This is a genomic window from Massilia sp. KIM (assembly GCF_002007115.1).
Lineage (GTDB): Bacteria > Pseudomonadota > Gammaproteobacteria > Burkholderiales > Burkholderiaceae_D > Telluria.
In genome coordinates, this window is the sequence record NZ_MVAD01000002.1 from 527,427 (window position 1) to 541,646 (window position 14,220).

The following is a 14,220-nucleotide window of genomic DNA, read 5'->3' on the forward strand; positions in this document are numbered from 1 at the left end:
CCGAGGGGGCTCCTTATCAGGTTGGAATCCCGTCGAGTATAGGGCAGACGGCCGTCAATACCGCGAGTTTTATTTTTGGGTAGCGAGTTCCAGCAGCACTTTATGCAAGGCGGCGCGCAGCGCCTGGTACTCGTCGGGGCGCTGCCGGCGGTCGAGGCGGAACAGCATCAGGCCCTCGATCTGGGCCACCATCAGGATCGCGCGCTGCATGTACTCGTCGTCCGAAATCTCCGGGTTGAGTCCCCGGATCAGGCCATAAATCGCCTTGCGCTCGCGCCCGATCATCTTGCCCATCAGGCTGGAGGCGAAGGAATGGCGCGCAGCCAGCGCCCAGATCTCGAAGAACACCGCGTGCATCACCGGCTCGGTGATCTCTTCCAGGAACATGTCGACCGTGCTCAGGAAGCGTTCCAGCTGGGGACGCCCGGCCATCTCGGCGGCGATGCGGTCCATCTTGGCCTGGAACTCGTCCATGGTGGTGAGCAGCATGGCCTCCACCAGCAGGTCCTTGCTGGCGTAGTAGTGCTGGAGGTTGGACAGGCTCATGCCCGTTTCCTGGGCCACGCGCCGCATCGACAGCCCGGCATAGCCCTCGGAAGCCAGCAGGGCGCGGGCGGCGCGCAGGATGTCCTGGGCCCGCCCCAGGCCTTTTTCCGTGGTGCCGGTTGGCTTGCTGCGCAGTGCGGTGTCGAGATTCATACATTGCATTATCGCATGTCATTTCCCAACAATGGGTCGGCTGACCTATAATCGGCGTCATAATAGGTCGAGCGACCTAGTCGATAACGATACAGGAGACCGAGATGGACCGAAGCGTATACTTGGCGGGCGTGGGCATGATGCCCTTCGCCAAGCCGGGCGCCAGCAGCCCCTACCACGAGATGGGCGCCCAGGCGGCGCGCGCCGCCCTCGAGGACGCCGAGCTGGCCTACGAGGAGGTCGAGCAGGCCTATGCCGGCTACGTCTACGGCGACTCGACCAGCGGCCAGAAGGCCCTTTACCAGCTGGGCATGACCGGCATCCCCATCATCAATGTCAACAACAACTGCTCCACCGGCTCGACCGCGCTCTACCTGGCGCGCCAGGCGGTCGAGAGCGGCGCCGCCGAGTGCGTGCTGGCGCTGGGTTTCGAGCAGATGAGCCCCGGGGCCTTGGGCTCGGTGTTCACCGACCGCCCCACGCCCTTCGACGCCTTCGACGAGGTGACCGACCGCCTGGTCGGCAAGCCCGAGATCCCGCTCGCGCTGCGCTACTTCGGCGGCGCCGGACTGGCCCATATGCAAAAGTACGGCACCCCGCTGGAAGCCTTCGCCCGCATCCGCGCCAAGGCCAGCCGCCACGCGGCCAACAATCCGCTGGCCCTGCTGCGCAAGGAAGTGACGGCCCAGGACGTGCTGGACGCGCCCGAGATCTGGCCCGGCGTGATGACCCGCCTGATGGCCTGCCCGCCGACCTGCGGCGCGGCCGCGGCCCTGCTGGTGTCGGAAGCCTTCGCGCGCCGCCACGGACTGCGCACCGACGTGCACATCGCCGCCCAGGCCATGACCACCGACCGCCCCGGCACCTTCGACACCAGCGACATGATGCGCGTGGTCGGCTACGACATGAGCCGCGCGGCCGCGCGCAAGGTCTACGAGCACGCCGGCATCGGCCCCGAAGACCTCGACGTGGTCGAGCTGCACGACTGCTTCGCGCACAACGAACTGATCACCTACGAAGCCCTGGGCCTGTGTCCGGAGGGCGGGGCGGACAAGTTCATCCGCGAAGGCGACAACACCTATGGCGGCAAGGTCGTGACCAACCCTTCCGGCGGCCTGCTGTCCAAGGGCCACCCGCTCGGCGCCACCGGCCTGGCCCAGTGCTTCGAGCTGACCCACCAGCTGCGCGGCAGCGCCGGCGCGCGCCAGGTGGCGGGCGCGCGCGTGGCCCTGCAGCACAACCTGGGCCTGGGCGGGGCCTGCGTGGTCACCCTGTATCGCAATTGAGGGGCCGCGCATGGAACAGGCATCTCCCTGGATGAACGAGGAATTGCAGGCCTTGCGCGACGCGGTGCGCCGCTTCGTGGAGGGCGAGATCACGCCGCGGCAGGAAGACTGGGCCCGCCAGCAGCACGTCGACCGCGAGCTCTGGCGCAAGGCGGGCGAACTGGGACTGCTGGCGGCCGACATCCCCGAGGCATACGGCGGCGCGGGCGGCAGCTTCGCCCACATGGCGGTGGTGTTCGAGGAACTGTCCTACGGCGGCGACACCGCCTTCGGCATCCATGTGCACGCCATCGTCGCCCATTACCTGCTCAACCACGGCACCGAGGAGCAGAAGCGCCGCTATCTGCCGCGCCTGGCCAGCGGCGAGATGGTGGCGGCGATCGCCATGACGGAGCCGGGCGCGGGCTCGGACCTGAAGGGCATCCGCACCACGGCGCGCAGGACGCCGGAAGGCTACCGGGTGAGCGGCTCCAAGACCTTCATCTCGAACGGCTACCTGGCCGACCTGGTGCTGGTGGTGGCCAAGACCGACCCCGAGGCCGGCGCGAAAGGCGTGTCGCTGCTGCTGCTCGAAACGCGCGGCAACCCGGGCTTCCGGGTTGGCCGCATCCTCGACAAGGTCGGCCAGAAGGGCCAGGACACCTGCGAGCTGTTCTTCGACGAGGCCCACGTGGCGCTGGACGGCGTGCTGGGCGGGGAAGAGGGCAGGGGCTTCGCCCAGCTCATGACCGAGCTGCCCTACGAGCGCACCATCCTGGGCGTGTGCGGCGTGGCGGCGATCGAGCGCGCGCTGCGCCTGACCGTCGAGCACGCGCGCGAGCGGCGCGCCTTCGGCCAGGCCCTGATCGAGATGCAGAACACCCGCTTCGTGCTGGCCGAGATCAAGACCGAGGCCACGGTGGCGCGCGTCTTCATCGACCGCTGCATCGAGGACATGGTGGCGGGCCGGATGGACACGGTGCGCGCCTCGATGGCCAAGTACTGGATCTCCGACCTGCAGTGCAAGGTGGTGGACCAGTGCGTGCAGCTGTTCGGCGGCTACGGCTACATGCTGGAGTATCCGATCGCCCAGATGTACGTGGACGCGCGCGTGCAGCGCATCTACGGCGGCGCCAACGAGATCATGAAAGAGATCATCGCGCGCTCGCTGTAGCGCAGGGAGGCAACATGGCAGGACCGCTGCAGGGCTTGCGCGTCATCGAGATGGTCGGCATCGGGCCTTGCCCCTTCGCCGCCATGATGCTGGCCGACATGGGCGCGGAAGTCATCCGCGTCGACAAAAAGGCGGCGCTTGATGCCGTCAATCCCTATCCGACGCTGGGAACGCAATACGACGTGATGGCGCGCGGCCGGCGCACCCTGGCGCTCGACCTCAAGCAGGCGGCCGGGCGCGAGACCCTGCTGCAGCTGGTTACCCGCGCCGACGTGCTGCTGGAGGGCTTCCGGCCCGGCGTCATGGAGCGCCTCGGCCTGGGGCCGGAGGCGCTGCTGGCGCGCCAGCCGAAGCTGGTGATGGGCCGCGTCACCGGGTGGGGCCAGGACGGGCCGCTGGCCTATGCGGCCGGGCACGACATCAACTACGTGGCGCTGTCGGGCATGCTGCACGCCATGGGCCGCAAGGACGCCCCGCCGGCGCCGCCGCTAAACCTGGTGGGGGACTTCGGCGGCGGCGGCATGCTGCTGGCCTTCGGCGTGCTGGCCGCGGTGCTGGAAGCGCGCAGCTCCGGCAAGGGCCAGGTGGTGGACGCCGCCATGACCGACGGCGCGGCCCTGCTGGGCGCCATGACCTATGGCCTGCGTGCGCACGGCCTGTGGCAGGATGGGCGCGAAGCCAACCTGCTGGACGGCGGCGCGCCCTTCTACGACAGCTACGCCTGCAAGGACGGCAAGTTCGTGGCGGTGGGCGCGATCGAGCCGCAGTTCTATGCGCGCCTGCTGGCGCTGTGCGGCGCCCACGGCCCCGAGTTCACCGGCCAGTGGCGCCGCGAGCGCTGGCCCGAGCTCAAGGAGAAGTTCGCCGCCCTGTTCGCCACGCGCACGCGCGACGAGTGGTGCCGCCTGCTGGAAGGCAGCGACGCCTGCTTCGCCCCGGTGCTGGACATGGAGGAAGCCCCGCGCCACCCGCACAACGCCGCGCGCCACGCCTTCGTCGAGATCGCGGGCGTGACCCAGCCGGCTCCGGCGCCGCGCTTCTCGCGCACCCCGGCCGCCACCCCGGCGGCGCCCGGGCAGGCCGCCGATCCGGCAGCCATCCTGGCCGACTGGGGCGTGGCGGCGGCGGCAATCGAAGCGCTGAGGGAGGGCGAAGTCATATAGGATAGGCGGCGTCAGCTCGACAGCAGCATTCATCGATGGAGCCGCCGCCGCATGAGCAAGCAAGACGAACTGCGCCAGTCCAAGAACCTCGCCCTCGCGTTCTTCGTGGGCGCGGCTTCGCTCTTCGTCCTTACCCTGGTGCTGCCGCAGAACTGGTGGACCGGCCTGCTGCGCGCCTTTTCCGAGGCCGCCATGGTCGGCGCCCTGGCCGACTGGTTCGCGGTGCGGGCGCTGTTCAAGCCGGTGCCGATTCCCATCGTCTCGCGCCACACCAACATCATCCCCAAGAACAAGGCGCGCATCGCCGACAACCTCGCCCTGTTCGTGCGCGAGAAGTTCCTCGACACCGAATCCATCGTGGGGCTGATCCGCCGCCACGACCCGGTGCAGAAGGTGGCCGACTGGCTCGCCCTTCCGGCCAACACCGAGCTGCTGGGCGGCTACCTGGTGCGCGCCGGCAGCTGGATGCTCGACTTCATCGACGACGAGCGGGTGCAGGGCTTCATCAGCCGCGCCGTGCACGGCATGGTGCGCAGCGTCGACCTGTCGAAGTCGGCCGGCCAGGTGCTGGGAAGCCTGACCCGCGGCGGCCGCCACCAGGAGCTGCTGGACGAAGGCATCCGCCAGCTGGCGCGCCTGCTGGCCAACCCCGAGACCCAGGACACCATCGCCAACGGCATCGTCGAGTGGCTGAAGGAGGAATACGCCTTCATCGAACGCATGCTGCCCTCGGAGCTGATCGGCAGGAAGGGGGCCGACATCGCGGTGCGCCTGGCCTCCGGCATCCTGAGCAAGGTCGCGGCCGATCCCGCCCACCCGCTGCGGCGCCGCTTCGACGACTACGTGGCCGAGTTCATCGAGCGCCTCAAGCACGACCAGGACTTCCTGGCCAAGGCCGAGGACATCAAGCGCTACCTGCTGGAAGACGCGACCATGAACGCCTACCTGCGCTCGCTGTGGGACGAGCTCAAGGCCTGGCTCAAGCGCGACCTGGACAGCGGGGACTCCAGCCTGCGCAAGCGCATCGTGGCGATGGGCGCCTGGGTCGGCAAGGTGCTGGTCGAAGACCCGCAGCTGCGCCAGTCGCTGCACGAGAACCTGGAATCTGCCGCGCGCGGCGTGGCGCCCGAGTTCGCGGGCTTCCTGACCCGCCACATCGCCGACACCGTCAAGCACTGGGACGACGACGAGATGTCGCAGCAGATCGAGCTCAATATCGGCAAGGACCTGCAATACATCCGCATCAACGGCACCATCGTGGGCGGGATGATCGGCGTGCTGCTGTATCTGCTGTCGCAGCTGCCGGCCCTGATGGGGTAAGATGGGCTCACCCACCGGAGACACTATGGAAACGCTCGCATTGGATGCCTGGCTCGCCGCCCATCCCGAGATCGAACAGATCCCGGGACGCGACCTGTTCATCGTGGCGCGCTACATGGTGCCGCTGGACGCCAACCTGGCCCAGGGCTGCCTGGTGGCGGCCGGGGTGCCGGCGGTGCTGGCCGACGCCCACCTGATGCAGACCGACCTGCTGCTGGCCCCCGCGCTGGGCGGGGTGAGGGTGCTGGTGCCGGCCGAGTTCCTGGTGCAGGCCGCGGCCGTGCTCGATGGGCTGGCGCGCGGCGACTACGCGCTCGACGACGACACTACCTACGGCTGAGCAGATCGCGCGCGAACGTGGCCTGGCGCACGAAACACGAGCGGGCGCGGGCGTAAGCTGCCCACATCGTTCAATGAAAGGAGCTCGCCATGCCACAGGGTGACAAATCGTCGTACACCGACAAGCAGAAGCGCCAGGCCAAGCATATCGAGGAAGGCTACGAAAAGCGGGGCGTCCCCGAGAAGGAAGCCAAGCGCCGCGCCTGGGCCACCGAGAACAAGGTCTCGGGCGGCGGCAAGAAACACTGAGGTAAAGTTCGTCCGGCTGACGCTGGCGCGCCCGGACATCCTGGCCCGGAAACAAGAACGGCCCGGTTCGCGAGAACCGGGCCGTTTTGCCTGTCGTGGTGGTGATAGGTGGACTTGAACCACCGACCCCAGCATTATGAGTGCTGTGCTCTAACCAGCTGAGCTATATCACCGAAACGGGGAAAGCAAAAATGGCTTGACTCGTGCGAGCCAAGCCATCCGCTTGGAATTCTTGGTGGTGATAGGTGGACTTGAACCACCGACCCCAGCATTATGAGTGCTGTGCTCTAACCAGCTGAGCTATATCACCGCAACGGCAGGCATTATCCCGGCTGCCCCGGTCCCTGTCAAGGCTGGAAATCCTTGCGCGCGGCAAAAAAGTGCGCCGACAGGGGAAAACGGCAATGTTACATGAAAATCAGGGAAGCAGGAGCTCGACTTCCAGCTCGGCGCTGCCGCGGTTGGCGTAGCCCAGCCGCATCGCCGCCGCGTATGACAGGTCGATGATGCGGTCGTGCAGGAAGGGCCCGCGGTCGTTCAGGCGCACCACGACGCTCTTGCCGTTCTCCAGATTCGTCACCCGCGCGTAGGAGGGCAGCGGCAGGGTGGGGTGGGCGGCGGTCAGCTTGAGCATGTCGTAGGGCTCGCCGATCGAGCCCTTCTTGCCGTGGTAGCGGGTGCCGTACCAGGAACCCTTGCCGCGCTGCTTGAAGGGCTCCAGCTTCGTCATCGGGGTGAAGGTCTTGCCCAGCACCGTGTAGGGGCGCTGGGTGAACTTGTTCAGCGGCTCGCGCTTCGGCACCGGCTCGGGCAGGGCGTCGACCATCTCCTGGGTGATGCCCTTCATCGGGCCGTCGTCCAGGTAGTACTTGGACGGCTTGCCGCCGCTGCTGGTGGTGGTCGGCGTGCTCGAACAGGCGGCGAGCAGGGCGGCCGTGGCCGCGAAGGAGAAGTAACGGAAGAATACAGTTGTCATGCCGGGTTCCGGTGGCGTGGCCACCGTCTTGCTTACTGATGGGAGTGCCGGCAGGTTACCACAGGCAATATCTGAACGGAAAACGCTGGCGTGCGCGAGTCACGCGCACGACTTTGTCAATTCCGTGCCCGCCAGCTTACATGTTGTCAAGTGCGCAAGGCCGACAGCCTGCCGAGCAACTCGCCGGTCGGATCCGGACCCAGGCAGTCGATCACGATCCGTTCCGGCATCGAGCGCAGCCAGGTGAGCTGGCGCTTGGCCAGCTGACGGGTGGCGACGATGCCGGTTTCGCGCAGGCCGGCGCGGTCGATGCGGCCGTCGAGGTATTCCCAGGCCTGGCGGTAGCCGACGCAGCGCATCGAGGGCAGTTGCGGGTGCAGGTCGCCGCGCGCGCGCAGACGCGCCACCTCGGCCACCAGACCGCTGTCGTCGTGCGTGCCGAGCATCTGGTCGAAACGCAGCGCGATACGCTGGTGCAGCACCGCGCGGTCGGAGGGTTCGAGTGCGAAGGACAGCAGCTCGAAGGGCAGTTCGGGCCTGGCGCGGCGCGCCAGCAGCTCCGACATGGGTTTGCCCGACAGTTCGATGATCTCGAGCGCGCGGTTGATGCGCTGGGCGTCGTTCGGCGCCAGGCGCTCGGCGGTGACCGGGTCGAGTTCGCGCAGCCGGGCGTGCATGCCGGGCCAGCCGATGCGCGCGGCCTCGGCGTCGATGGCGGCGCGCACCGCGGCGTCGGCGGTGGGCAGGTCGTCCAGGCCCTCGGTCAGGCCCTTGAAGTACATCATCGTGCCGCCCACCAGCAGCGGCAGGCGGCCGCGCGCGGCGATCTCGCCCACCAGGCGGATCGCATCCTCGCGGAACTGGGCCACCGAATAGGCGTCGAGCGGGTCGATGATGTCGATCAGGTGGTGCGGCGCGCTCGCCAGTTCTTCCGCGCTCGGCTTGGCGGTGCCGATGTCCATCTCGCGGTAGACCAGGGCCGAGTCGACCGAGATGATCTCCACCGGCCGCTCGCGCGCGATGGCCAGCGCCGCCGCGGTCTTGCCGGACGCGGTCGGGCCCATGATGGCCACGGCCACCGGTTTCTTCGCTTCCGCCATCATTGACCGCGCAGGAACAGCTTGTCGAGGGCCGCGATCTCGAGCTGGACCCAGGTCGGGCGCCCGTGGTTGCACTGGTCGGCGCGCTCGGTGCTTTCCATCTGGCGCAGCAGGGCGTTCATCTCGGGCACCGAGAGGATGCGGTTGGCGCGCACCGCCGTGTGGCAGGCGAGGGTGCCGAGCAGTTCGTTGCGGCGCTCGACCAGCACCCGCGAGCCGCCGAATTCGCGCACGTCGCGCAGCACGTCGCGCGCCAGGGTCTGGGCGTCGGCGTTCTTGAGCAGCGAAGGCACGGAGCGCACCGCCAGCGTGGTGGGCGAGAGCGCGGCGATGTCGAAGCCCAGCGCCTTCAGGGTCTCCTGGTGGTCGGTGGCGGTCGCCACTTCGATGGCATCGGCATAGAAGGTCACCGGGATCAGGAGCGACTGCACCTGCATCTCTTCCTGGCCATCGAGGCGGGCGTCGAGCGCATGCTTGAGCTGCTCGTACAGGATGCGCTCGTGGGCCGCGTGCATGTCGACCAGCACCAGGCCCTTGGTGTTCTGGGCCAGGATGTAGATGCCGTGCAGCTGGGCCAGCGCGAAGCCGAGCGGGAAGTCCTCGTTCGACAGCGGGCGGTCCGAGGCCGACAGCATCGCCGTGGCCGGCGCGCTCACTGGCGCAGTGGCCGCCAGACCCGCGCCGTCCGCCGGCGCGAACAGGGCGCCGTAGGCGGCCGTGCTCTGGGCCACGCCCTGGCGCGGCTCATCCCAGCGGCTGCCGGCCGGGAAGGGCGAGGGCGAGAAGCTGGGCGCCAGTTGCGATCCGAACGAGGTCTGCTCGTGCGGACGCTGCTGCCACACCGGCGTGCCGAGCGGGGCGCCGCTGGGCCTGATCTCGGCGGCGCTGACCGGCGCCGGCGCGCTGCCGTGGGCGGTGGCCGAGGTCTGGGCCAGGGTGCGCTGCACCGCGTGGAACACGAACTGGTGCACCGCGCGGCTGTCGCGGAAGCGCACTTCGATCTTGGACGGGTGCACGTTGACGTCGACCAGGGCCGGGTCGAGTTCGAGCGACAGCACGTAGGACGGGAAGCGGTCGCCGTGCAGCACGTCCTGGTAGGCGGCGCGCACCGCGTGCACCAGCAGCTTGTCGCGCACGAAGCGCCCGTTCACATAGAAGAACTGGCCGTCGGCGCGCGCCTTGGAGGCGGTCGGCAGGCCGACGTAGCCGTGCAGGCGCAGCGGGCCGGCGGCTTCGTCGAGTTCCAGGCGCGCCTCGGCGAAGTCGCCGCCCAGGATCTGGGCGCTGCGGCGCGCCGGCTCGCTCACGTTCCAGTGGTCGATGGTGCGGCCGTTGTGGGTCAGGCTGAAGGACACGTCGGGCCGCGCCAGCGCGATGCGGCGCACGACCTCGGCGCAGTGGGCGTATTCGGTCTGCTCGGACTTGAGGAACTTGCGGCGCGCCGGGGTGTTGAAGTACAGGTCCTGGACGTCGATGGTGGTGCCGAAGGCGCCCGAGGATGGCGCCACCGTGCCCAAGTGGGAGCCGACGATCTCGAAGGCGTGCGGGGCGTTCGGGGTGCGCGAGGTGATGCGCACGGCGGCCACGGCCGCGATCGAGGCCAGGGCCTCGCCGCGAAAACCGAGAGTGGCGACGTTTTCGAGCTCGGCCAGCGAGGCGATCTTGGAGGTGGCGTGGCGGGCCAGGGCCAGCGGCAGCTCCTCGGGCGGAATGCCGCGCCCGTTGTCGGTGATGGCGATGCGCTTGACCCCGCCTTCCTCAAGGCGCACGGTGATCTGGGTCGCGCCCGCGTCGAGCGCGTTCTCCAGCAGTTCCTTCACCACGGCCGAGGGCCGCTCGACCACTTCGCCGGCGGCGATCTGGGAGATGAGCTGGTCAGGGAGCTGCTGGATGGGACGGTAGGTAGGGACTGGCGCGTTCATCCGGCGATTATATCCCGGCGCTCAGGCCGGGGATCGGTCTGATCGGCAAATCGGCAACAGGCCGCCCGCCCCCCCTTATTTCTGCTCGCGCACCGGAATCGGTGCATTGCACAGGTCGACGTGGCCGGCCGCCACCTTGGTCCACGGCCCGCCCCGGTTGCGCTGGGCCTCGACCACGGCCTGGAAGGAGGCGCTGTCGGTGCGCATCACCTCGAAGCGGCTGCGCTGGGCTTCCGGCAGGTCCGCCGCCATGCGCACGCTGGTGATCGGCGTGCGCTCCTCGGCCTTCTCGTAGAAGCCCAGGGCCCCGGTCCCGCGCGGCATCACGCTCAGGAGCGGCATGCCCGACACGACGCGCCCGACGACGGTGATGTTGCGGTCGAGCTGGCGCGGCGCCTGCCCGGTCACGACGTAGAGCTGCGAGCCGTTGCCGGTGTCGGCGTCGTTGTCGCGCGCCACGCCGACCATGCCGTAGCAGTGGGTCAGCCAGGTCTCGCCCTTGGCCGGATCGCGCGCGGCCGGGAAGCCGTTGGCGTGGCCGACCTGGGGCGCGTAACCGTCGCGGTCCGGCAGGCGGGTGAAGGCGCCCGCCCCCTTGATCGGGACGGTGAATTCGGCCTTGACCGTCTTCTTCGCCTTGAACGGACGCGGATTCTCCTCGTCCGGGTCGCCCCACTGGACCACGAAGCCGTCCTGGGAGCGGATGATGAACAGGCCGTCGAAGTAGCGCTCGCGCACCAGGGCGCGGATGTTGGCCGCCGTATTCGGCGCGAAGGCCGGCGCCAGCTCGATGATCACGCGCCCGGCGGGCAGCTCCATGTATACGGTGTTCTCGGGGTCGAGCGGGCGCCATTCGTCCGCCTTGGAGGCCTTGATCACGTCCGCCACCGAGGGCTTGGGCGGCAGTTCCTTGGGCGGCTTGGCCGGGGCGGCGTGGGCGACGCCGGCCAGCAGGGCCAGGCCGAGGGCGGAGCGCAGGAAGAGCGGGGTGTGGCGCATGCGGGTCCTTTCCGGGGGCGGCCAGGCCGCCTGTTGTTTGCCGGCGATTCTAAACCGGAAACTGGACAATTCGATACGCTTTTCGGACACAAAGGGTCGTCGGCATGGACCGCCGCAAGGTATCATGTGAGGCTTGGCACTGGGAAGACTATGGACTTGATGCAGCTTTTCGACATGCTCCTGCATGTCGACAAAACACTGGGCAGCTTGCTGACGCACTACGGTACCTATGTTTACATGGTCTTGTTCGCGATCGTGTTCTGCGAAACCGGCCTGGTGGTCCTGTTCTTCTTCCCGGGCGACACCCTGCTGTTCATCGCCGGCGCCTTCTGCGCCACCGGCCAGATGAACTATCCGCTGCTGGCCGCGCTGCTGGTGCTGGCGGCGGTGACGGGCAATACCCTCAATTACTACATCGGCGAAGCCGTCGGCCAGCGCATGTTCACGCACCACTACCGCTGGATCAACAAGGACGCGCTGACCCGCACCCACGAGTTCTTCGAGAAGCACGGCGGCAAGACCATCATCCTGTCGCGCTTCGTGCCGGTGGTGCGCAGCTTCGCGCCCTTCGTGGCGGGGGTGTCGGACATGACCGCGACACGCTTCCAGGCCTACAACCTGACCGGGGCGCTGCTCTGGGTGGGCAGCCTGGTCACGGCGGGTTACTTCTTCGGCAACATTCCTATCGTGCGCGACCACCTGACCGAGATCGTGCTGGTGGGGGTGAGCGCGGCCATGGTGCCCTTGATGATCGGCGGGGCCTTCAAGTTCGGCCGGCGCATGCTCGCCCGCTGATTGCCATCCTGGCCAGGGCTGCGGATTCTGCGGCTTCCTTGCTTTGGGGCACTCAAGTTTGGGCAGGCCGACGCCGATAAAGGGGGGACAGCACATTATCTGGAACCCCATGCGTAAGCTCATCGCACTGTTCGCCCTCGGCCTGGTCACGGCGACTGCCGGCGCGAACGAACCTGCTCCCAAGGCCAAGACCGACGCCAAGGCCGAGGCAGCCAAAGCCGAATCGATCAAGCCCTCGATCAAGCCGAACCTGAAGGCCGCGGCCACGCCCGCGCCTGCCCAGAAATCGGAGGAGGAGGCCGAAGTCGACCTGTCGGTGCGCATCGCCGAGAAGCTGGCCGAGCTGCGCGCCAAGCAGGCGCTGCGCGCCGAGGCGGCTGCCCGCGCGAAGAAGGCGGCCGACGCCAAGCGCAAGCAGGAGGCATTGGCGGCCGCTGCCGCCGCCGAGAAGGCGCGCGCGCCCAGGAACGGCACCCACTGGACCTACGACGGCGAGTTCGGCCCGGCCAACTGGGCCAACATCAATACCGCCTGGGCCAAGTGCGCGACCGGCAACCGCCAGTCGCCGATCGACCTGCGCGACGGCATGAAGGTCGACCTGGAACAGATCACCTTCGACTACCACCCGAGTTCCTTCAACGAGATCGACAACGGGCACACCATCCAGGTGAATGTCGCCGGCGGCAACTTCCTCACGGTGGGGAATACCACCTACGAGCTGCAGCAGTTCCACTTCCACCGCCCGTCGGAGGAGCGCATCAACGGCAAGGGCACGGAGATGGTGGTGCACCTGGTGCACAAGAGCTATGACGGCAAGACCGCCGTGCTCGCGGTGCTGCTGGAGCGCGGCGCGGCCAATCCGATGATCCAGACGGTGTGGAACAACCTGCCGCTGGAGAAGTTGACCACGGTGTCGCCTTCGATCGTGCTGAACGTGAACGACATCCTGCCGCAGCGGCGCGACTACTTCACTTATATGGGTTCGCTGACCGAGCCGCCGTGCACGGAGGACGTGCTGTGGCTGGTGATGAAGCAGCCGATGACGGCTTCGCCGCAGCAGATGGCGCTGTTCTCGCGGCTGTATCCGCTCAATGCGCGGCCGGTGCAGCCGAGTAATGGGCGGATGATCAAGGAGTCCATGTAAGGCCTCGGCTCCACGCATCATCTGGTCGCCTCGGGGCGTCACGCCCAGCCCCGAAACTTCGTCCGTAGCCTCCATACGTCATTCCCGCGAAGGCGGGAATCCAAGTTTGCACGCGCCCCGACACCGTCAAATCCGGTGGTACGCTGAGGACTTGGATTCCCGCCTTCGCGGGAATGACGTTTTAGGGGCGCGGGAATTACGTTTTAAGGGCGCGGGAATGACGGGTTGAGGCAGCGGGACTGCTGCGTCGAGGCAGCGGATAGGCCGCCTCAAGACCGCGCGCACGACCTAGCTGACCCGGTAGCCGCCTTCCCACACCTCGCCCGGCGCCAGCGTCAGCGGGTCGAGCAGGGCCGGTTCGATGCACACGAAGCGCCGGTATTCCTCGTCTTCCATGTCGGCCAGCGCCGCCGCATCGGCCGCGCCGGGGTTCCACACCACGGCGTCGGGAAAGCCTTCCTGTTCCAGCTTCAGGCTGCGCTGTCCGGTCGCCAGGGTGATCGCGCCGGCGATGCCCTGGTACACCTGATCCAGCTTGCCCTCCAGCGCCAGCACGCCTTCGGTCACGCCCTCGATCCGCACGTCCGCCAGCGCCGGCACCAGGTGATAGGTATGCAAGGCCGCCGCGAACGGGAAAGCCGTGTCGCCGGTGTTACGCACCGTGAAACGCATCGACAGGGCATTGCCCTTGACGCCTACGCGCAGCGCCAGCGCGAAACGCTTCGGCCAGGCGGCCGCCAGCTTCTCCGACAGGTCACTCTCGTTCAGCCCGAACACGGCCCAGGCCTCGCCGCCATCGACGCCGGTGTCTTCCAGGCGCCAGTCGCTCACGCGCGCAAAGCCATGCCGCATGCCATCGCCGCGCTCGGCGAACTGCGGAAAGATCACCGGGACGCCGCCCCGGATCGCGCGGCTGCCGTCCAGCGCCGATCTGGCGCTGCAGAACATGCGTTCCTGCCCATCGGCCCCTTTCCACGAGATCAGGTGGGCGCCATACAGGGTGACGATGGCTTCGGCCCCATCGGGAGCGGCAATGCGGATCGCGGGCAGCTGCCCGAAGGTGGTCTGTTCCATG

General features: G+C 68.1%; 14 protein-coding genes and 2 tRNA genes. 8 read left to right on the forward strand and 8 right to left on the reverse strand.

The window, feature by feature from the left end:
• Positions 1-69: 69 nt before the first annotated feature.
• Entirely contained in the window at positions 70-699 is a 630-nt protein-coding gene (locus B0920_RS17100) for a TetR/AcrR family transcriptional regulator (protein ID WP_078033864.1), read from the reverse strand.
• A gap of 104 nt (positions 700-803) precedes the next feature.
• Between B0920_RS17100 and B0920_RS17105 the strand changes: the two genes are divergently transcribed.
• From B0920_RS17105 to B0920_RS26015, 6 genes are all read left to right on the forward strand, one after another.
• Entirely contained in the window at positions 804-1,985 is a 1,182-nt protein-coding gene (locus B0920_RS17105) for a lipid-transfer protein (protein ID WP_078033865.1), read from the forward strand.
• A gap of 10 nt (positions 1,986-1,995) precedes the next feature.
• Positions 1,996-3,138 carry an acyl-CoA dehydrogenase family protein gene (locus B0920_RS17110; protein ID WP_229455693.1) on the forward strand — a complete coding sequence of 381 codons (1,143 nt, stop codon included), beginning with the start codon at positions 1,996-1,998 and terminating at the stop codon, positions 3,136-3,138.
• Between the two features lie 14 nt (positions 3,139-3,152).
• Entirely contained in the window at positions 3,153-4,301 is a 1,149-nt protein-coding gene (locus tag B0920_RS17115) for a CaiB/BaiF CoA-transferase family protein (protein WP_078033867.1), read from the forward strand.
• Between the two features lie 51 nt (positions 4,302-4,352).
• A complete protein-coding gene (locus B0920_RS17120) occupies positions 4,353-5,621 on the forward strand; it encodes a DUF445 domain-containing protein (protein WP_078033868.1) in 1,269 nt (422 codons plus the stop codon).
• A 25-nt stretch (positions 5,622-5,646) separates the two neighbouring features.
• Entirely contained in the window at positions 5,647-5,961 is a 315-nt protein-coding gene (locus tag B0920_RS17125) for a putative signal transducing protein (RefSeq protein WP_078033869.1), read from the forward strand.
• 89 nt (positions 5,962-6,050) lie between these two features.
• Complete coding sequence (locus B0920_RS26015; protein ID WP_179119204.1) at positions 6,051-6,209, forward strand: hypothetical protein; 159 nt, start codon at positions 6,051-6,053, stop codon at positions 6,207-6,209.
• A gap of 96 nt (positions 6,210-6,305) precedes the next feature.
• Here B0920_RS26015 and B0920_RS17130 read toward each other — a convergent pair.
• The 6 genes from B0920_RS17130 to B0920_RS17155 all read right to left on the reverse strand — a co-directional run bounded on the left by B0920_RS17130 (position 6,306) and on the right by B0920_RS17155 (position 11,206).
• A tRNA-Met gene (locus B0920_RS17130) sits at positions 6,306-6,382 on the reverse strand.
• A 60-nt stretch (positions 6,383-6,442) separates the two neighbouring features.
• Positions 6,443-6,519 (reverse strand) — tRNA-Met (locus B0920_RS17135).
• A gap of 108 nt (positions 6,520-6,627) precedes the next feature.
• Positions 6,628-7,185, reverse strand: coding sequence for a septal ring lytic transglycosylase RlpA family protein (locus B0920_RS26465; protein WP_078033870.1), 558 nt, complete (start codon positions 7,183-7,185; stop codon positions 6,628-6,630).
• Between the two features lie 146 nt (positions 7,186-7,331).
• A complete protein-coding gene (gene miaA, locus B0920_RS17145) occupies positions 7,332-8,288 on the reverse strand; it encodes a tRNA (adenosine(37)-N6)-dimethylallyltransferase MiaA (protein ID WP_078033871.1) in 957 nt (318 codons plus the stop codon).
• Entirely contained in the window at positions 8,285-10,207 is a 1,923-nt protein-coding gene (gene mutL / locus B0920_RS17150) for a DNA mismatch repair endonuclease MutL (protein ID WP_078033872.1), read from the reverse strand. The genes miaA and mutL overlap by 4 nt, the downstream gene beginning before the upstream one ends.
• A 75-nt stretch (positions 10,208-10,282) precedes the next feature.
• Positions 10,283-11,206 carry a peptidylprolyl isomerase gene (locus B0920_RS17155; protein WP_078033873.1) on the reverse strand — a complete coding sequence of 308 codons (924 nt, stop codon included), beginning with the start codon at positions 11,204-11,206 and terminating at the stop codon, positions 10,283-10,285.
• Between the two features lie 150 nt (positions 11,207-11,356).
• On the opposite strand from B0920_RS17155, the gene B0920_RS17160 reads away from it, so the two are divergent.
• Together B0920_RS17160 and B0920_RS17165 are read left to right on the forward strand one after the other, a co-directional pair.
• Positions 11,357-12,001, forward strand: coding sequence for a VTT domain-containing protein (locus B0920_RS17160; protein WP_078033874.1), 645 nt, complete (start codon positions 11,357-11,359; stop codon positions 11,999-12,001).
• A 109-nt stretch (positions 12,002-12,110) separates the two neighbouring features.
• Positions 12,111-13,145 (forward strand): carbonic anhydrase, encoded by a 1,035-nt coding sequence (locus tag B0920_RS17165; protein ID WP_078033875.1) that lies wholly within the window; start codon positions 12,111-12,113, stop codon positions 13,143-13,145.
• 288 nt (positions 13,146-13,433) lie between these two features.
• Here the strand turns inward: B0920_RS17165 and B0920_RS17170 are convergent, their stop codons facing one another.
• On the reverse strand, positions 13,434-14,219 hold the full coding sequence (locus tag B0920_RS17170) for a D-hexose-6-phosphate mutarotase (protein WP_078033876.1): 786 nt from the start codon (positions 14,217-14,219) through the stop codon (positions 13,434-13,436).
• Position 14,220 lies beyond the last annotated feature (1 nt).